Origin of the sequence: Chryseotalea sanaruensis (assembly GCF_003990915.1) — a bacterium.
GTDB lineage: Bacteria > Bacteroidota > Bacteroidia > Cytophagales > Cyclobacteriaceae > Chryseotalea > Chryseotalea sanaruensis.
The window spans coordinates 140,686-159,619 of record NZ_BHXQ01000007.1; the positions used below are offsets into that span (position 1 = coordinate 140,686).

Annotated in this window: 18 protein-coding genes; 8 read left to right on the forward strand and 10 right to left on the reverse strand. The window is 39.5% G+C overall.

Annotated elements, in window-relative coordinates:
- Positions 1-6: 6 nt before the first annotated feature.
- Positions 7-987, forward strand: a complete 981-nt coding sequence (locus SanaruYs_RS17665; RefSeq protein ID WP_127123933.1) for an aspartyl protease family protein — start codon at positions 7-9, stop codon at positions 985-987.
- Entirely contained in the window at positions 987-2,405 is a 1,419-nt protein-coding gene (locus SanaruYs_RS17670) for a glycogen-binding domain-containing protein (protein ID WP_127123934.1), read from the forward strand. The genes SanaruYs_RS17665 and SanaruYs_RS17670 overlap by 1 nt, the downstream gene beginning before the upstream one ends.
- Here SanaruYs_RS17670 and SanaruYs_RS17675 read toward each other — a convergent pair.
- Positions 2,395-3,528, reverse strand: coding sequence for a CaiB/BaiF CoA transferase family protein (locus SanaruYs_RS17675; protein WP_127123935.1), 1,134 nt, complete (start codon positions 3,526-3,528; stop codon positions 2,395-2,397). The genes SanaruYs_RS17670 and SanaruYs_RS17675 overlap by 11 nt on opposite strands.
- 153 nt (positions 3,529-3,681) lie before the next feature.
- Here SanaruYs_RS17675 and SanaruYs_RS17680 point away from each other — a divergent pair, with 153 nt between their 5' ends.
- Positions 3,682-4,242: an HD domain-containing protein gene (locus SanaruYs_RS17680; protein WP_246011939.1), complete on the forward strand. Its 561-nt coding sequence runs from the start codon at positions 3,682-3,684 to the stop codon at positions 4,240-4,242.
- A 161-nt stretch (positions 4,243-4,403) separates the two neighbouring features.
- Here the strand turns inward: SanaruYs_RS17680 and pepE are convergent, their stop codons facing one another.
- A complete protein-coding gene (gene pepE, locus SanaruYs_RS17685) occupies positions 4,404-5,120 on the reverse strand; it encodes a dipeptidase PepE (RefSeq protein WP_127123937.1) in 717 nt (238 codons plus the stop codon).
- Positions 5,121-5,207: 87 nt separating this feature from the next.
- On the opposite strand from pepE, the gene SanaruYs_RS20430 reads away from it, so the two are divergent.
- Positions 5,208-5,336, forward strand: coding sequence for a hypothetical protein (locus SanaruYs_RS20430; protein ID WP_262708691.1), 129 nt, complete (start codon positions 5,208-5,210; stop codon positions 5,334-5,336).
- A gap of 19 nt (positions 5,337-5,355) precedes the next feature.
- Here the strand turns inward: SanaruYs_RS20430 and SanaruYs_RS17690 are convergent, their stop codons facing one another.
- The 7 genes from SanaruYs_RS17690 to SanaruYs_RS17720 form a co-directional block, all read right to left on the reverse strand.
- A complete protein-coding gene (locus SanaruYs_RS17690) occupies positions 5,356-6,264 on the reverse strand; it encodes a YitT family protein (RefSeq protein WP_127123938.1) in 909 nt (302 codons plus the stop codon).
- Positions 6,265-6,313: 49 nt separating this feature from the next.
- Positions 6,314-7,498 (reverse strand): trans-sulfuration enzyme family protein, encoded by a 1,185-nt coding sequence (locus SanaruYs_RS17695; RefSeq protein WP_127123939.1) that lies wholly within the window; start codon positions 7,496-7,498, stop codon positions 6,314-6,316.
- Positions 7,495-7,917: an OsmC family protein gene (locus SanaruYs_RS17700; protein WP_246011940.1), complete on the reverse strand. Its 423-nt coding sequence runs from the start codon at positions 7,915-7,917 to the stop codon at positions 7,495-7,497. Before SanaruYs_RS17700 ends, SanaruYs_RS17695 begins: the two co-directional genes overlap by 4 nt.
- A gap of 282 nt (positions 7,918-8,199) precedes the next feature.
- The gene (locus SanaruYs_RS17705; RefSeq protein WP_127123940.1) at positions 8,200-9,228 is read right to left on the reverse strand and encodes a rod shape-determining protein; all 1,029 of its coding nucleotides are present in this window, start codon (positions 9,226-9,228) and stop codon (positions 8,200-8,202) included.
- 92 nt (positions 9,229-9,320) lie between these two features.
- Complete coding sequence (locus SanaruYs_RS17710) at positions 9,321-10,625, reverse strand: amidohydrolase family protein (protein WP_127123941.1); 1,305 nt, start codon at positions 10,623-10,625, stop codon at positions 9,321-9,323.
- Between the two features lie 7 nt (positions 10,626-10,632).
- Positions 10,633-12,006 carry an amidohydrolase gene (locus SanaruYs_RS17715; protein WP_127123942.1) on the reverse strand — a complete coding sequence of 458 codons (1,374 nt, stop codon included), beginning with the start codon at positions 12,004-12,006 and terminating at the stop codon, positions 10,633-10,635.
- Positions 12,007-12,024: 18 nt separating this feature from the next.
- Positions 12,025-13,749 (reverse strand): amidohydrolase family protein, encoded by a 1,725-nt coding sequence (locus SanaruYs_RS17720; RefSeq protein ID WP_127123943.1) that lies wholly within the window; start codon positions 13,747-13,749, stop codon positions 12,025-12,027.
- A 152-nt stretch (positions 13,750-13,901) separates the two neighbouring features.
- Between SanaruYs_RS17720 and SanaruYs_RS17725 the strand changes: the two genes are divergently transcribed.
- The 4 genes from SanaruYs_RS17725 to SanaruYs_RS17740 all read left to right on the forward strand — a co-directional run bounded on the left by SanaruYs_RS17725 (position 13,902) and on the right by SanaruYs_RS17740 (position 18,521).
- The gene (locus SanaruYs_RS17725) at positions 13,902-16,340 is read left to right on the forward strand and encodes a YfhO family protein (protein ID WP_127123944.1); all 2,439 of its coding nucleotides are present in this window, start codon (positions 13,902-13,904) and stop codon (positions 16,338-16,340) included.
- A complete protein-coding gene (gene galK, locus SanaruYs_RS17730) occupies positions 16,333-17,481 on the forward strand; it encodes a galactokinase (RefSeq protein ID WP_127123945.1) in 1,149 nt (382 codons plus the stop codon). Before SanaruYs_RS17725 ends, galK begins: the two co-directional genes overlap by 8 nt.
- The gene (locus SanaruYs_RS17735; RefSeq protein WP_127123946.1) at positions 17,478-17,966 is read left to right on the forward strand and encodes a hypothetical protein; all 489 of its coding nucleotides are present in this window, start codon (positions 17,478-17,480) and stop codon (positions 17,964-17,966) included. The genes galK and SanaruYs_RS17735 overlap by 4 nt, the downstream gene beginning before the upstream one ends.
- A 150-nt stretch (positions 17,967-18,116) precedes the next feature.
- Complete coding sequence (locus SanaruYs_RS17740) at positions 18,117-18,521, forward strand: DUF2721 domain-containing protein (RefSeq protein WP_127123947.1); 405 nt, start codon at positions 18,117-18,119, stop codon at positions 18,519-18,521.
- On the opposite strand, the gene SanaruYs_RS17745 is transcribed toward SanaruYs_RS17740, so the two are convergent.
- Positions 18,518-18,931, reverse strand: a complete 414-nt coding sequence (locus SanaruYs_RS17745) for a hypothetical protein (protein WP_127123948.1) — start codon at positions 18,929-18,931, stop codon at positions 18,518-18,520. The two genes, SanaruYs_RS17740 and SanaruYs_RS17745, sit on opposite strands and share 4 nt — an antisense overlap.
- Between the last annotated feature and the right edge of the window lie 3 nt (positions 18,932-18,934).

Consider the following 18,934-nt stretch of genomic DNA (forward strand, 5'->3'; position numbering starts at 1 on the left):
ACCCATTTGAAACTGATTGCCTGCATATTACTTTCACTTATTACAAGCTTAGCGGGCCAGGGAAATGCAAAAAATCCCATTACAGGCAATTCAGTCATTTTAGATCTTCATTTAATCGGTGTAAAACCAAAAGGGAATTTTGAAACACTTATTATTCCAATTAAACGTGTGGACAGGCTACTGCTAATCGAAGCCCGAATTGATACCATGCAGGGTAATTTTATTATTGATACAGGTGCCCCTGATCTTATATTGAACCACACTTATTTTAGAAAATACTGGGTTAGCTCAGATGCCATTACCAGCAATGTTGGAGGTATTCCTTCTGGCCCTGTTAAAAATACGTGGATTGATCAGCTTGAAATCAGAGAACTACGCTTCGAAAGGATTAAGGCGAGGCTAACTGAACTAAGTCATATTGAAAACAGGAGCAGTGTAAAAATTCTTGGTTTATTAGGCGTGGATATTTTTAGAGAATTCTCAATGACTATCGACCTTCAAAAAAATATTCTTGTACTCAAAAAACTTGATAAGAAAGGAAACGAGTTGAGCAACCTCGAGAGTCCTGTTACTCCTAAAATGATGAAAATTCCCGTTAGAATTGTGAATAGTACCATCATGCTGCAAGGAGTGGTTGCAGGTAAAAAACTGAATCTCTGTTTAGATAGCGGTGCAGAAACCAATGTAATTAATGGCAATGTTTCTGATAAGGTGCTTAAAAAATTTACTTTGGCACGAAGATCGGTGTTACTAGGCACAGGAGGCGCTAAAGTTGAAGTTTTGGTAGGCAGGCTTGATGATTTTACCATTGGTTCAATGAACTTGAGCAACTTGCCAACTGTTATAAGTAATCTGGAAGACTTTGGAAATGCTACAGAACAACAAATTGATGGTATGGTTGGATTTGAGTTTTTGAATAAGGGAATAATTTGCATAAACTTCCGGAAGAAAGAATTAACTGTTTATGCCTTTCAGGATTTGAATTAATGATTAGGTACACTACCATATTGTCCGTTATCATCATTGCATGGCAAGGAGCATTTGCGCAACCTGTCGGTATACGCATTGTGGGCAATACTATTGTATGTACCCTTAATTCAAATTTACCCTTACAAGAGCAGGAGGCTATCATTAATAATTTTGGTTTAAATGGTTTATCCATCGACTCGCTCTGGCGCTTTGGTAGTTTGGGTAAATGGTCTGCCGAGGGTTGGAAGGTACAGCAAAATGGTAAAGGGAATATTTCAGTTTACAAACCTTTAAGTGAATTATCAGGCAAGGTAGTAAAGGGAGTGGGCGCTTACATGCCTAATGAAATGACCAACCTGATAGCTGAGCAAACCAAGGCTACTTTTGGCGTAAATAACTTTAAAAAAGAGACCATCAAGACGCTACCTCACGGTAAAACACGCTTTTATGTAAATGGCAGAAAAGAAGCCCGGAGTGTATATCTATCAGGGACTTTTAATGAATGGAGTACAATGCTCACACCAATGACGCGTGTGGACAGTGGTTGGGTTGCTGATGTAATATTAAATCCGGGTAAGCATTGTTACAAATTTATTGCAGACGGTAATTGGTTTCATGATAATCAGAATAGATTGCAAGAAGAAGATGGGCATGGCGGTTATAATTCGATATACTTTACTTACAACTACACTTTCGTGCTTAAAGAATTCTTACAAGCCAAAGAAGTAATTGTTACTGGTAGTTTTAATGATTGGAATGAGAAAAAATTAAAAATGAGTAAAACCCGTGAAGGCTGGGCCTTGCCCGTTTTTCTAAAAGAGGGTACGCACAATTACAAGTTTATTGTTGATGGCAGATGGATAACAGATCCTGGTAATCCCAAACAGCGCGATGACGGCTTTGGTAATATCAATTCAGTTATTGAACTGGGAGAAACGCTGGTCATTACTTTAAAAGGTTTTTCCACGGCTAAAAATGTTTTTGTTACAGGAAACTTTAACGATTGGCGAGACAAGGAATTAAAAATGAAGCAAACTACTAATGGTTGGGAACTACCCCTCACACTCGCCTCAGGTAATTATGAGTATAAATTTGTTGTTGATGGAAACTGGATCAACGATCCTGATAATCAAAATTTAAATACCGAAAGTGGTAATTCATTTTTGTGTTTCAATCCCAACCACACTTTTACTTTTAAAACAAGTAGCGGAAAATTTACAGACGTAAAAGTAGCGGGCAACTTTAATGGATGGAATAGTGTGCGAATGACAAAAGTAAATGATGGCTGGAAGCTTGATGTTTACTTACCGTCCGGTAAATGCTTATACAAATTTATTGTTGATGGAAACTGGATACTCGACCCTGCCAACGATCAATGGGAAGACAATGAATTCCATAATGGAAATTCTGTGCTTTGGATCAGTGCTAATCAATAAACTTTAATATTTCATCAGTATGTTCCCCTAAATGCGGAGGTGCTGACAGCCTCATCGCTGTTTGTTTATTATCAACACCAGAAAAATTACCGACAAATGTACTCACACCTTTCAGTCCATTACTTGATAGTATTAAGGGTGCTGCTTGTGGCGTACTCAATGCTTGTGAAATATCATGAATGAGTCCCGCAGGGATTTTTAAATGCTGTAGCTGCGGCAGTAAGGTAACTGATGACTGCTGACTAATTAATACACTCAATTCTTCTCCTAGTAATATTCGATTAAGTACCCTTACATAATTGGTTTTGTACAAGGTATCACCTGCCAATTGTGACTTACCTAAAACTTTACATAAATCTCTAAACTGCTTATCGTTTCCAACAGCTAGTAATAATTCTTTCTCATCTTTTGTTTTAAACACCTCACCATAAGGTGCAATGTTCGGATGAATTGAACCTTGCTTTTGTGGTATCTTACCAGCCACTAAAAAATTAGTCGCCTGATTTGCCAAAGAGGCAATGGCTGTTTGTATTAATGACACCTCCACCAGACTACCTTCTCCGGTTCGCTCTCGTTTTAGCAATGCCAATAGTAAAGCCTCTTTTAATTGATGTCCTGCAAGAATATCAATCAAGGCCACAGGCAATTTCAATGAAGCACCATCAGGTTCACCATTCATAAACATAAAACCTGACTCAGCTTGTATTACCGCATCATATCCCACACGAGGGTCGTTTGAACCATAGCCCGTTATCTGTCCATATATTAGTTGTTCGTTGTTAATTCTTAGTTGTTGGTAAGCAACGCCTAATTTTTCTGCATCACCGGGTTTATAGCTGACAATTATAATATCTGATTTTGCTGCCAGTTGCTGAACAATTCTCTTTCCTTCCACGGAGGTTAAATCAAGAGCGATGGATTTTTTACCCCAATTTACAGAACAAAAATAAGCGGAACGATCATCAGTTTGTTCATCGGCACCTTTCCAACTTCTTGTAACATCGCCACCGGTTTGACTATTTTCTACTTTAATAACTGTGGCTCCCAACTCTGCAAAGAACTGACCTACACTTGGGCCTGCAAGTACAGATGCCAATTCTAAAACTTTAAGCTCTTCAAACATTCTGAAAAATTACGAATTACGATTCAATATTGTTTAGTTAAGTCTTTTTTATGGCCTCACCTCTAATCCTCTCCAGGGGAGAGGAAGAACATGGAGGCTTAACTAAACCGTATTGAATGACGAATTACGATTTTGAATTTGTCTTCTGCAAGCATGTTTGTTATTTTGGACCTCATGAACCGTACCGAAGCCCGAGAACTACTTAACTCCATGACTAAAAATGCAAGCTTGTTAAGACACATGCGCACTATTGAACTGGTCATGGAAGCCTATGCCGAAAAATTAGGTGAAGATAAAGAACAGTGGGCCATAGCTGGATTGTTACATGACGCTGATTATGAAGCTTGGCCGGAAGAACATCCAAATATTATTGTAGCCAAAATGAGAGAAGCCGGGGAAGAAAGTATAGCGCATGCCATCTCTGCTCACTACACAAAATGGAATGTGCCTTATAACTCACTCCTCGATAAAGCCTTGTTGGCCTGCGATGAGTTAACTGGTTTTATTGTGGCGTGTGCGCAGGTAAGGCCTGAAGGCATTGCAACACTGGAAGTTAAGTCGGTGGTGAAGAAGTTAAAAGATAAAAGTTTTGCAGCCAAAGTAGAAAGAGATGAGGTTTACACAGGAGCCACTATGTTTGGTGTTGACCTGAACGAACACATTGGTTTCATCATTGAAGTGTTGAAGAGAGAAAGAGTAGAATTGGGTATCTAAAAAAACTGCTAGCCCTGTCTTTACTCAAAATCCGTCTGACCGCGGTTTACTTCTGCTTTCAGCGGTCTGACGGATGGTCTCTTTTATGAAACCCTTATTGCTTTTAAAACTAGTGGTGTCCAAACGGATTAGCGAATCTAAAAGTTTTGTTAACACATTAATCAACCTTTAGCTAATAAAAAAGAAACATCTGCTTCTGCTTTAATTGTCTGCATTACTTTATTCGCCTGATAGATTTTAGCTTCTCCATTTCCCTTTAAAGTCAACTTATCATCTTGGCGTTCCAGCAACATCCCTTCTGGTAAGCCTATCACACACTTATCTGGATTTAACACCAGAAACTCGTTAAGTCTGTCTTTTCGTGTTTCCCCACCCTGTCCTTCAAATTTTAACTCGTGGTAATGTGGGTTAATCTGAAAGGGCACAAGATTAAGAGCATCTAAAGATACTGGTTGTACAATAGGCATGTCGTTGGTTGTCTTTATAGTTGGGCAGGATAAGTTAGCCCCTGCACTCCAGCCAAGATAGGGCGTGCCATCTTCAACTTTTTTCCTCACCAGCTCCAGTAAGTTAAACTCATACATCCGCGATAGCAAAGCGAACGAATTACCACCCCCAACGGCAATAAAACTTGCCTCCTCAATGGCCCTTTGCTTGTCTTTTAATTGGTGGAAACTACTCAATTCGAAACCCATTTCGCTAAAAGCTTGCTTTACAATCCGCTCGTATTCATCAAAAGAAAAAGTGACAGCTGCGAAGGGAATAAACAGTCCTTTTCCTTCAATTCCGGCTAAAAACTGCATTATATATGACTTTGGCCAGGCAAAAAATGGTGTGCCGGGCATAGTAGAGTTGCTGAGTAACAAGAGCTTAGACATTGCTTAAGAATTTAGGAAATTTTAACAGAAAAATCATCGTAGGGTTTCGCTGCAAAAGTCTAAATTTGTAGCATCAAACAAAAAGCCATGTTTACACAATACACAGGTGACGGAGTAAGTATTTTTATAGCGATTGTAGCCGTATTGATAGGATTCGCTACAGCTATAGGTTATATCGATTTTATGAAGACTAAAAAGCAGGAGAAAAAGGACTAGAATCTTTTTTCTTCTGGCTCTAGTCGCCCAGCGACCGCTTCTTGATCATCCCCCCTTTTATATCGCCTACACTGTGTTCTACCACAAAGGCATCATCATCAATCTTCGCGATTTCGGTTTTCAACTTTTGAAGTTCTAGTCTTGTTATAAAAGTATAGGTTACATCGTACTCCTGCTGATGTCCACGCTTACCATAGCCACCTTTACCTCTGACTATGGTAACTCCTCTTCCCATATTGTTTATAATAGCCTCTTGTATCTCCTTGCTTTTATGAGAGACAATCATCACGCTGATATATTCCTCAATACCATGCACTACAAAGTCAACCGTTTTAGAAGCCACCAAATACGTAAGAATAGCATAAAGTGCAGTTTCTATATTGATCAGGTAAGCTGCTACTGAAAAAATAATAATGTTTAAAACAAGAATAATGTCACCGACAGAAAGTGTTGTTTTCTTGCTTGAAAAAATAGCAAGCACTTCTGTTCCGTCAATAACACTCCCGCCCCTAATGGACAAACCAATACCAGAACCCAAAAAGAATCCACCAAAAAATGCTATCAGTAATTTATCAGAGGTGATAATTGGAAATTCAACTACCGCCAAAACAACGGCTAAGCCTGCAATAGCCACTAATGTTTTAAAAGCGAATTTTTTGGAAACTTGTGTATAAGCAATTACAATAAAAGGCAGGTTAATAATTACCACCAGTACTGAGAGATTAATACCAGTCAGTAACTTGGTTAGCAGGGAAATACCCATTACACCACCATCTAAAAAATTGTTGGGTAACAGAAAGCTCTTTAAGCCTAAGGCAGCGGAAAAAATACCGGCTGTAATAAACAGCACATCTTTAACCGCTCGCTGAAATTCAATTTTGCGATTCCTTGTATGTTTTAATTCCTTAAGCCGTTCTGACGATGACATGCTGTTAAGATAAAAATAAAGAACAGCTTTTAAAACGTCTGTTAATAAACTAAGCGCCAGTTGCTATTATCGCCTGTTTAACGTCTTCAATAATATCTTCTATAGTTTCCAACCCTACAGAAATGCGAATCAATCCAGGGCTAATACCTACAGCCAATCTTTCTGCATCACTCAGTTTAGAGTGGGTAGTAGAGGCAGGATGCGTAGCTATACTACGCGTATCGCCAAGGTTAGCCGAATGGGATATCATTTTTAAGGCATTCAAAAATTTCCTGCCATTATCAATTCCTCCTGCTATTTCGAATGTAACTATGCCTCCCCCTAAGCGCATTTGTTTTTTAGCCAAAGTATGCTGCGGATGACTAGGCAAAAAAGGATACTTCACTTTTACAACCAGACTTTGTGTTTCCAGAAAAGTTGCCAATTGCAATGCGTTCTGGCAATGTCGGTCCATCCTCACAGCCAAGGTCTCAAGGCTCTTCGATAATATCCAACCATTAAAGGGAGATAATGAAGGGCCTGTATGTCTCGCAAAGAAACGTATCTCTTTTATCAATTCCTTTTTACCAACAATGGCACCTGCAATTACACGGCCTTGCCCGTCAATATATTTAGTTGCCGAGTGTGTTACAATGTGGGCACCCCACTTAATTGGATTTTGCAAATAAGGCGTAGCAAAGCAATTATCAACATTCAAAATCAGATTATGCTTCTTTGCCAAATCACCTAACCATTGCAAGTCTAAAAGATCCAATGCAGGGTTTGAAGGCGTTTCCACAAAAATCATTTTTGTGTTAGGCTTTATTTTCGATTCCCAGGAAGCGGTGTCATCAATGTCAGCATAGGTGTGCTCTATTCCAAAGCGAGGAAAAAGTGCATTCAATATCTGATGGGTTGAACCGAATACCGACCGCGAAGCCAATACATGATCTCCTGATTTTAATAAAGCGGCCATGCTGCAAAACATAGCTGCCATACCAGACGCAGTGGCAATGCCATCTTCTGCACCTTCCAATAAGCAAAGCTTTTCTATAAATTCATTGTTATTCGGATTTGAATAGCGTGTGTAAATATTACCACTTACTTCATCCGCAAAAAGGGCTCGTGCATGTTCAGCATCATCAAACACAAAACTTGAAGTAAGGTAGAGAGGAACAGCATGCTCATGATGCTGGCTGCGCTCAGTTTGCGTTCTGATGGCTTTGGTTTCAAAATTTTCTTTTTGCTCACTCATGGGGTAATAATTTCAAAGCTGTAAGTAATCTTCGCTGACTTCTCTAACGTTTTGGCTACTGAACAGTATTTTTCAACTGACAACGCTACTGCTTTTTGTACTTTATCAGGATTTAACTTACCGTACAGTTTAAAATGGGCATGCACAGTTTGATATAAGGAAGGAACCGCTTCCGGTTCGCGCTCACCTTCGATAGTAATTTTTATATCGTCCAATGGTTCACGCTGTTTGCGTAAAATTTTTACAACATCAATAGCGCTGCAACCACCCATTCCTGCCAGTAAAACCTGCATCGGGCCAAAACCCTTACCTTGCCCGCCATCCTGTGGTGAAGCGTCTAACTGTACAAGATTACCCCTGTCGTTTTTCGCCTGCATGAGAAAATCATTGTCCAGGCGCTCAAGTTCTATTTTTACCATAACCATTCTCTGAAAAACAAAGGTGGTGAAGGATGAGGAATAATAAAACAGATAAGAATGGAACTTAATGATATTCAAACCTTGTACTTTAGATGGGTTCTCTCTACTTCGGTCCGTGTCCTCGCAGACCGAAACAGTATGGTTGAATTATAATTGCTCATAGTCCCTGAGGTTACGATGAGTAGAATAAGATTCTTACTTGATATTAAACGGTTTTGATGCTGGCCTGTGAGGACACAGACCAGGGAGTGGTTTTTTGTGTTTTTCCATCAACGAATCAACTTAAGCTTCAATCAGTACACTCTGATATTTTTTTGGATTGCGTAAGGCTTTTGAAATACCAGTACTCACAGAGGTGAGCGGATTATCATCGATATGCACTGGCAAAGAGATTTTTTTCTCCAGGCGTTGTTTTAATCCTTTCAATAAAGCAGAGCCACCTGTAACATGAATGCCTGTTTCATAAATATCAGAAGCCAACTCAGGTGGACAGTGTTGTAAAGTTTGAATAATACCATTCTCAATTTCTGAGAAGGGCTTATCAAGAACATGTACCAATTCGAGATAGTTTACCTCCACACTCATGGGGATACCTTCTGCCAACGATTTTCCTTTCACAAAAATAGAAGGAGGAACGATGCCAACATCAGCATAAACACCACCAATGCTTTTCTTCACTAACTCTGCAGTACGTATGCCTATTAACAGGTTGTGCTCTCTTCTGAAATAATCACGAATTGCCTCATCAAAAGTATCACCAGCTACTTTAATCGATTGAAATGCTGCAACACCTGATAATGATATCACCACCATTTCGGTAATACCACCACCAATATCGACAATAAACTTACCTTCCGGTTCACAAATATTCATGTCCATACCAATAGCTGCGGCCAAAGGTTCAAACAATAGATGTGTTTTTCTTGGGTTAAACTGATCGAGCGTATCTTTAAAAGCCCTGCGCTCCACCATAGTTGTATGAAAAGGAACACCGGTAATAATGGTATCAAAACCTCTGCTTAAAAAATTCTTCCCATACACCTTATCTACAAGGGTGCGAATCATTTTTCCAGCTGACTGATAATCGGCAATAACTCCACAACGCAAAGGTTTTACCGGATGCAGTGCATGATGGCTCTTCTCAAAAATACAGTAAGCTTCTTCCCCTACTGCTTTTATTGAATGGTTTTCGTTAAAAACGATATAAGATGGCTCCGACAATAAAATCTTGTCTTTATCTGTGAGTAAAGTATTGGTATTTCCCAAATCAATGGCAAAACTTTTAGCACTATGGAGACCAAATGGGAACATATCACAAAGGTGTAAAATGAATGGGTTATAAAAAAATCCGCCCGCTATCACAAGGCGATGCGGGCGGATTATATGTCACTTGAAAGTTTTTTTTATTTCTGTGTCTTGCTAACGCCCGGATCTCGCTTCAGGAACTCATCATACAATTGTGTATGACGGCTCACCATTGGTATCTGCCAGCCATCGATGAATACCTGTATGATATTTGTCTTGGTTTCAAACGGATCGCCATCGCAAATGAATAAAGTAGCACTCTTACCAGCCTCAATTGAGCCTAATTTGTCTGCTACGCCCAATATCTGAGCCGGAACGATAGTTACTGCTTTAAGTGCTTCTTCTTTACCCATGCCATAAGCAGCAGCATACGCTGCATGATAAGGCAGGTTACGTACATTTTCTGCATTGCTGGTTCTGATTGCCACTGTAACTCCAGCTTTTTTCATCAAACCCGGGTTTGAATAAGCACGGTCGTAACGATCATATTCTCTGGAGGGTACAGCTTGAACCGGGCCTGTTATTACAGGAATGCCTGCTTTCGCGATTTCATCTGCTACTCTCCAGCCTTCTTGGACGCCACAAAGCACTACTTTCTTCACTTTCTTCTCTTTAATCCACTTCAAGGCTGCCTGAATGTCTTTTGAAGCCTCTACTTCAATCATCAACATTTGTTCACCTCGCACCACTGGCATAAGTGCAGCCAATTCAGGATAGTAGCCAACGCCCTTTCCTTTGGTTGCAGAATCTATTTTATGGTATTGTATTGCCTTATCCCAAGCCTCATTGATTTTACCAATAGCTTTTTCATTTGCCTTTTTAATATCCTCATCTGATCTTCTATCAAAGAAACCTCTGCGACCTGTACTTGGAAAATTAATGACCACGCCTTCAAAACCTGCATACATTTGATCTGGTGTATAACCATGCAGATTAATGAGTGCAGCAGTACCGGGTATTAAACCACCATCGGGTGAAGCCACTACAGTAGTAACACCGCTAACGCGGGTTACAGGAATTAAAGCCGAGTTTGGATTTACCGCTGTCAGTGCTTTCATCTGCGGTACAATATCTCCCACCTCACTGTAATCAACAGTGCGTGGCACAGCGCTCACCTCAACCAGACCTAAACGTGTTCCTGCATCAATCATTCCTGGATAAATCCATTGCCCTTTGCAATCAATTACTTCTGCACCTTGTGGCACTGTAACATTTGCACCTACGGCTTCAATTTTACCATTGCTGATAACGACAGTGCCATTTTGAATAACACCTTTCGTAACCGTTTGAATTGTTGCATTGGTTAGTGCAAAAGTTCCTGTTTTACCTTTTGGGCTCTGCGCCTGTGTTGCGAATACAACACAAACCAATAACAAGCTTATTAAATAGTTTATCTTCTTCATCGCTGTATTAGTTTAGGCCAAACAATTTCACCATGTTCAATTCGGCACCTTCCAAACAGTTGTCGTGGTTATGACTGTAGTTATGGAATGTTGCATTATCAACAACAGCCTTAGGATCAACATAAATTCTTTGGTCGTCTGCATCTTTCTCACGATCAAAACGAACAACACCATCTACTACCGTAACCATTGGTACAGCATATGAAGAAAGTGGATGCCCTTTAAAGATTGCGATGTCTGCCTCTTTACCAACTTCCAATGAACCTACTCTTGCTTCAATACCTAACTGCTTGGCTGGATTGATTGTAATTAATGCTAACGCTTCTTCATCACTAAGTCCGCCATATTTTTGTGTTTTTGCAGCTTCATGATACAAGTGACGAATTAATTCTTCTGAATCTGAATTGATAGAAGTTGTAACACCATTCTTAGTTAAGATAGCTGCATTGTAAGCTGTTGAATAGTATACTTCAAATTTATATGCCCACCAGTCTGCAAATACAGAGGCCATAGCACCGTACTCCGCCAATTCAGGTGCTACCTTAAAACCTTCATTCACGTGCTGGAATACAAGTTTCTTAATACCAAAATCTTTGCAAACACGCAACAACATGTAAATTTCATCTGCTCTGTAGGAGTGGCAGTGAATAATGATGTTACCTTTTAAAATATCAGCAATGGTTTCCTTCTTCAAATCGTAGGCTGGAGGTGTTCCTCTGAAGCCTTTCTGATTCTTGGCAGCATTGTAGGTATCCCATGCAGCGATGTATTCTTTGGCTTCGCTAAAAGCTTCACGAATAACAAACTCCACACCCATACGTGAGCGTGGCACAATACCGTTACCTTCACCGTGTACACGTGTTGGGTTTTCTCCCAACGCAAACTTTATGGTACGTGGTGCACCTTCCATCTTCAACACTTCAGGATCTGTTGTTCCATAACGATGCTTGATCGTTTCGCACTGACCACCAATAGCATTGGCAGAACCATGCATGGCATGTGAAGTAGTACAACCTCCAGCCAAGGCGCGATAGATTGAAACATCAAAAGGATCCACAGCATCGCCTGTCCAAACTTGTGCTGTGTTGGGCTGCGTGGCTTCATTAATGGCTGTTAAGGCAATGTGTGAGTGCGCATCAATAATGCCAGGCATTACGTGCATACCTGTAGCATCTACTGTCTGATAGCCAGCCGGTGCAACTAAGTTCTTACCAATCTGACTGATCTTACCATCTTTAACAAGTACATCTGTATTTTCAAGATTACCTTTTGTGATGGTAAGAACGGTGCCGTTCTTAATTAACATATTGCCGCGCTGCACCTGAGCCGTAGCTGTGGTGAGTAAGGCGCAGGCAAAGAATAAACTAAATATCTTTTTCATCGTCAATCTCATTTAAAATTAAAGACCTGGATCTTTTGAACCCTTCATCGGAAAGCTTCCGTAAGAACCAACATTCATCGAACCATCAAAAGAAGTTCCATCTATTGTAAGGTTCACTTCGATTGCCATGGTGTTGCTTCCCATTTGAAAATCGAAAGTGAAAGACAACTTATTTCCATCTACAGCAACATTTTTAATTTCTGTTTCCCTATCCGACATATTGCTGGTAATGCTACCGGAATAAGTTCCATCAGTATTCTTCAACTTTATTTTACCGGTATTGGTGCCCTGAGGTGTTTCTGTTGAATAAGACCAATTGCCTTGCACAGATGCCTTCGCTCCGTTCTTATCCCCTTTCTTCTCTTCTTTCACATCCAATGTGTAAAGTTGACCATCAACAAATACATAACGCACTTTCGATTTTTCATTAAAGTATGACTTGTCGCTGATAACCAGGTTGGCCATTTTACCATTATCAATTGAACCCATGCGGTCGCTTAATCCCAACAATTGTGCTGGTGTTGTTGTCAATGCTGCTAAAGCCTGATCCTCGGTGAGTCCTGCTGCAATCATCCTTCTAAGGTTTGAAGGAATATCTTTAGGCTTAGCACTTAAACTGGAGAAACCAAAGGCAATACCTGCCTTCTGAAATACAGCTGGTTGTGCAGTGTACTTGGCGGAAAATTCTTCTTTGCGTTTTTCAAGAGCTTCTTTTTCAAGCTCTACTGCAGACTTCGCTTTCTTATCATCTTTCTTTTCATCTTTTTTATCGCCTTCTTTCTTATCACCTTCTTTTACTTCTTTCTTAGCTTCAGGAAGATCGAGACTCAAAAACATTTTTGCATTGGCTGCTTTGATTTTGTTTATTACATCCCAGCCTTCTTTTACATCAGCTAACATTAAAGAAAAACCAAAGTCACCTTGCAATGTCAACACACGTTGGATATCCAGTATTTTTTCTGATTTAAATAAAACTGGTTGTCTTTTATCGATTACTGGATAAAAAGCTTCCAGTACACGATCCGTTGTAGGTCTTTCCAATCCACTGCGGTTAGCAGCATATAAACTTTCATAATTTTTGCTCAGGTTGGCTTGTCTGTATAACTCGCGCCATTTTGCCATTACACCAATTACAGTCGCAGGATAAACACGCTGTGCCGAAGTTAATTCAGAATAGAAAGCAGTTTTGCTTGCCAACACCATATTATCTGCAGAAGATCCTCCTAGTAAAATGATTGAACCATTACCGGGTAGCATACCACCGTAAGGAACTACATGCGCGGTGGTGAAACCAACACTTCTTAATTCTTCCAATGATTTATCGGCAGGATTAAGCTCGTTGCGTACATCGTTTTGAGGTGTGATACCAGCACGCTCGTTAGTAGGATTTCCTGGATCCTTCGGTCTTTCACGATTCGTTTCTTCTTTTGGTTTAATTACACCAACCCTTGATAGACCATCAATAAAACCAGCATACACGTACATGCTGTCTGCTTTAATGACAATAGCTTCAGGTGGAATGGATACAGTTTTTCCAACGGCTTTTATAATTCCGTCTTTTACCAATATGGTTCCCATATCGATTTTACGACCTGGTGCCTGGATAATATTAACGTTAGTAATGGCATACGTTCGTGATACAGGAGCCAGCGGTTGATCATCTTGCGCAAACACCCAAACCGGTAGGGTAAGCGCCAGAGACAAAAACAGCCTTCCAAAACACGAAAAATTGAATTGTTTCATGAAGTAAAGGTTAAGGTAGAACATCAGGTAAAAAGGAAATATGGGGGAAAGAAGTTTTGATTGCAAACCCAGTACAGGAGCGGTGCTTAATGGCTAGGAAAGGTTAAAGAAAAGGTTACAATACAACCTCACTTTTTATCTATTTTGCATCCATGAAAAAAATCAGATTCGCGGAACATGTACTTCCACATACGCTGGCCATACTTACTTTTCTGGTTGTCAGCATCTTTTTCTTTAATCCTGTCTTTTTCGATGGCAAAACCTTGCAGCAAGATGATATTCAGCAATTTAAGGGTAGTGCTAAAGAAATAATAGACTATAGAGAGCGTACAGGCGAAGAAGCTTTGTGGACAAATAGCATGTTTGGCGGTATGCCGGCTTACCTTATCTCTGTTCAATGGGGCACAGAAGCAATCTCCTATCTCAAAAGAATAGTTACCTTAAATTTGCCACACGCAGTAAATAATATTTTTGCAGCCTTTATCAGCTATTATATTCTATTACTGGCTTTTAGAGTAAGGCCCTATTTAGCTATTGCCGGAGCGCTGGCCTTCGGTCTTTCATCTTACATGATTATTGGCCTTGGAGCCGGACACAATGCGCGCATAGGTGCCATTGCCTTTATGCCTTTGGTAATGGCTGGTATCCATCTGGTTTTCACCAACAGACGACTACTCGGTTTTGGTTTAACCACTGCAGGTCTTGCTTTACACTTACGTGAAAATCACGTTCAAATAACCTATTACCTACTCTTAATTGTATTAGGTTATGGTATCATGCAATTAGTTTTAGCCATTCGTGATAAAAAAGTTGCCGCACTATTTACCAATGTGGCCATACTCATCCCTTCTGCCATTATTGCTGTGGGAACATATTTTGCTCCTCTTTGGGCTGTACAGGAATATTCTGCTTACTCCATTCGCGGTAAGTCTGAGCTTGTTAGCGAACAACTCATTGATGATAATCCCGATGGATTAGATAAAGCCTATGCATTTCAATATAGCAATGGTATTCTGGAGCCCTTCACTTTACTTATCCCCAATTTTTATGGTGGTGGTACAGGGGAATTTTTAGTACAGGATACTGATAGTAAAACCTATAAAGCGTTGATGAATTCAGGTAATGAGCAAATGGCAAATCAACTAGCCTCTTATTCGAGAGCTTATTGGGGACCTCAACCTAATACAGCACCCTATTATGCTGGGGCAATTGTCTGCCTGCTTTTTGCCATTGGTATTGCCTTTGCCGATAGACAATACGTTGCCTGGCTAGTACCAGTCTCCATCTTTGGTGTGATGCTGAGTTGGGGAAGCAGTTTTGAAAGTTTTAATTATTTCATATTCGATCACCTACCCATTTACAATAAATTCCGTTCTGTAACTTTTGCATTATTGCTTATACTTTTTGCAATGCCTTTATTAGGCTTACTAGGACTAGAAAAATTATTATCACTAACCTGGAAAGAATCACAGAAGAAACTTATTTATCCTGTAGGCATAGTTGCTGGTATTTGTTTCCTACTCGGAATTACAGGTGGCTTCGGATCATTTTTGGCAGATGGCGAAAGTCAATTGCCAGCCTGGTTTATTAATGCTTTGCAAGACGATAGAACTTCGCTCTTGAGAAGTGATGCCATGCGATCATTCTGGTTCATTGCCATTTTCAGTGCATTACTTTGGGCCACGTTGAATAAATACATAAAGGCCTATTTTCTCCCAATCGGTTTGGTTCTACTTGTTCTGATTGATATGGTTGGTATAGATGCCCGCTATCTTTCAAAAGAGAAGTATGTCAGAAAGAGGGATAACTCTTTCTTTGCACCAACAGAAGCGGATAGCGAAATTCTAAAAGACAAATCCAAGTATAGGGTGTACAATTTACAAGGCACCTTCAGCGAAGCTCGCACTTCATACTTCCACCAATCGATTGGCGGCTACCATGGTGCGAAAATGAGACGATACCAGGATTTATACGACTCTGCATTGTTCGATGAAACAAATGTTTTCATTAATGATTTGCAAAGTGGCAATCCACGCTATGATAACTACAACGTCATGAATATGCTGAACGTTAAGTATGTTACTTATGGTAATCAGCGCAACAATATAATACCTAATCCGGCAGCCAACGGTCCTGTCTGGTTTGTACAATCTATAAAACAAGTTAATTCGCCAACTGAAGAATTAGCTGCACTTAAAAATACAGACACTAAAAATGAAGCTGTACTTGATGTTTCTAAATTTAAAGTACCTGCTGTGGAAGCAGATTCATTGGCAACTATAAGCATGACCAGCTACCAACCAAATGAGTTGATTTACGAAAGTAACAACACTGCTAATGGACTGGCTGTATTTTCTGAAATCTATTATCCAAAAGGCTGGAAAGCCTACATCGATAATCAGGAAGCGGAAATAATGCGCGTCAATTATGTGCTAAGAGCACTGGCTGTTCCTGCAGGTAAGCATGAAATTAAATTTGAGTTTAAACCTGCTGCATATTACACAGGCAATAAAATTACTACGGCATCGTCATGGCTTGCTATTCTAATTCTATTGGGTACCATTGGTATGAGTCTTCGTAAAAATGATTAACACATTGAAGAAAATATTTGAAGAACGTTTCAAAAAAGTGCCTCGTACTTTTCAGGCTCCTGGCAGAATTAATTTAATTGGTGAACACACTGATTATAATGATGGTTTTGTTTTACCAGCTGCCATCGATAAATCTGTTAAGCTTTTAATCGCACTAAACACCACCGACTCCTGTAACGTAATTGCACAAGATGAGGCAACTGAGGTATCATTTTCGGTGAATGACCTGAAACCAAGTAACGATTGGTCTACTTATGTTAAAGGTGTTGTTTATGGTTTTCAACAATTGAATTGTAAGCCACAAGGCTTCGATGCCATTTTTAGTAGTGACATACCCATTGGCGCAGGCTTATCCTCTTCAGCTGCATTAAGTTGCAGTTTTGCTTTTGCTATTAATGAACTTTTTAACTTTGGTTTAGACAAATTACAACTCGCGAAAATAGCACAGCAGGCCGAACATAATTTTGCAGGAGTAAAGTGTGGCATTATGGATCAATATGCCAGTTTGTTTGGTAAAAAAGATTCGGTAATACTACTCGATTGCCGTTCGTTAACACATCAGTACTTTCCGATTGCCTTGAAAGACCACACCCTTTTGCTGGCAGATAGTAAAGTAAAACATTCACTTGCCTCCACTGCCTATAATAAAAGAAGAGCCTCTTGCGAAGAGGCAGTTCATATTATTCAACAAGATAACCCTCAAGTAAAAAGCCTGCGTCACGTTGATAAAGCATTACTGAAAAGTTATCAGCAAAAAATTCCGGCAGAATCATATCAAAGAAGCTCTTTCATTGTGGGTGAAATTGAACGAACACAACAGGCGGCAGCATTACTACAAGAAAATAATTTGAAAGCCTTCGGTGCCTGCATGTATGAAACACATGAAGGCCTTAGTAAAGTCTATGAAGTAAGTTGTGCTGAGTTAGATGTGCTGGTAGACATTGCCAAGCAACATGTAGTAACAGGTGCTCGCATGATGGGGGGAGGTTTTGGTGGTTGTACTATTAATTTGATCGCAAATGATAAAGTAGAAAAATTCAAAGAGGCGGTAATGGAAATTTATCAGAATACCTTTAAGGTTACTCCTGCGTTTTATCAGGTTGCAATTGAAGATGGCGTTCATGAAATAGTAAATGCATGAGCATAAAATCAGAAAGAGAAGCATTTAATTGGAAAGCATTTTTGTTAATGACAGGTCTGGGATCTTTATTAGCCGCCTCCGTTTACGGATTATCCAATCATTTCAGTCCTGAAAAATCCAAAGATGTTATTTGGTATTGGAATAGCCTCTACTGGATCTTACTATACCCTTCACTCATTTCTTCCTTAATGATTAATAATTTTAGGCAATCAAAATTAACAATAACAGAATTTAACAACATAACTGATTTTAATACGAAGCTTTTGGCGCGTATAGAGAAATTTAAAGTAACCACACAAACATTAACAGAAAGCAGTCTAGTTTTCTATCCAACATCAAAATTCAAAAAAGTATTCTCGTATTGGTTTAATGCTGAGCGTATGGAAATGAAAATTGAAGAAGGTAAGATTGTATTAATTGGCCCTGTTTATCGTATTTCACAAGTAGAAGACACACTTACTTGGAACAAAGACTTTAAAAAGTAAAATCATCTTAAACCATTTGATTTTCTTGATGCTTTTGATTGGCCTCTTTCCTACCTCTCTCCATCAGAGAGAAAGATAAGAGAATCAAGAAAATCAAGTGGTTACTTAAAGTTCCTTAATTTTACTAGGATAATAATGTAAAAAAGTAACATGGAAATCTCACTTAATACACCAGCCCTGCTTTTTCCCGCCATTACTTTGTTGATGCTGGCGTATACCAATCGCTTTCTGGCACTAGCGACATTGATTCGTAACCTGCACACAAAATACAAGCAAATACATGAAGAGCGTGATGTGATTCGCGAGCAAATTAAAAACCTGAAAGAAAGACTAATCCTGATACGCTACATGCAAAGCTCAAGCATATTTAGCTTTTTACTGTGCGTCTTAAGCATGCTGTTTATTTATTACCAGCATAGCAATTGGGCAGTAATTACTTTTGGCGGCAGTTTATTTTCGTTACTTCTCTCACTCTCTTTATCGCTACGAGAAATTTCAATCAGCACACGCGCCTTAGAATTAGAGCTGAAAAATATGGAGGAAGAAAGGCCTTAAAACCTAAAAGTAAAAACAGGCTGCGTAAAAGTGATGCTGCGACCATCAATAGAAAAAGCAGAAAGCTCATAGACTCTATTGCACTCACCCTCAAAACTGTCTACCTCAACAGCAAATTCAAAGTCTTTGAGTAAGGTAGTTAAAGTAAAATTCTCTTCACCTTCAGAAAAGTTAACCAGAATACCACCGTTGTACTCTGTAAATGTTAATAACTCACCTGATTCCACACTTCTCATTTCTATAGAAGCTAAACTTAGTTGATTTGAAGTAAGCAGATTTATATTATCCGCATCTTCAAAAATAAAAAGACACTCAATGAAAGGCGGTGGTTCACTTTCATTACACCGCTCCATGCATTCAAAAGATGAAAAAATAACAGCCATTGCTGCCCAAAGAAGTATATTCTTCATGAC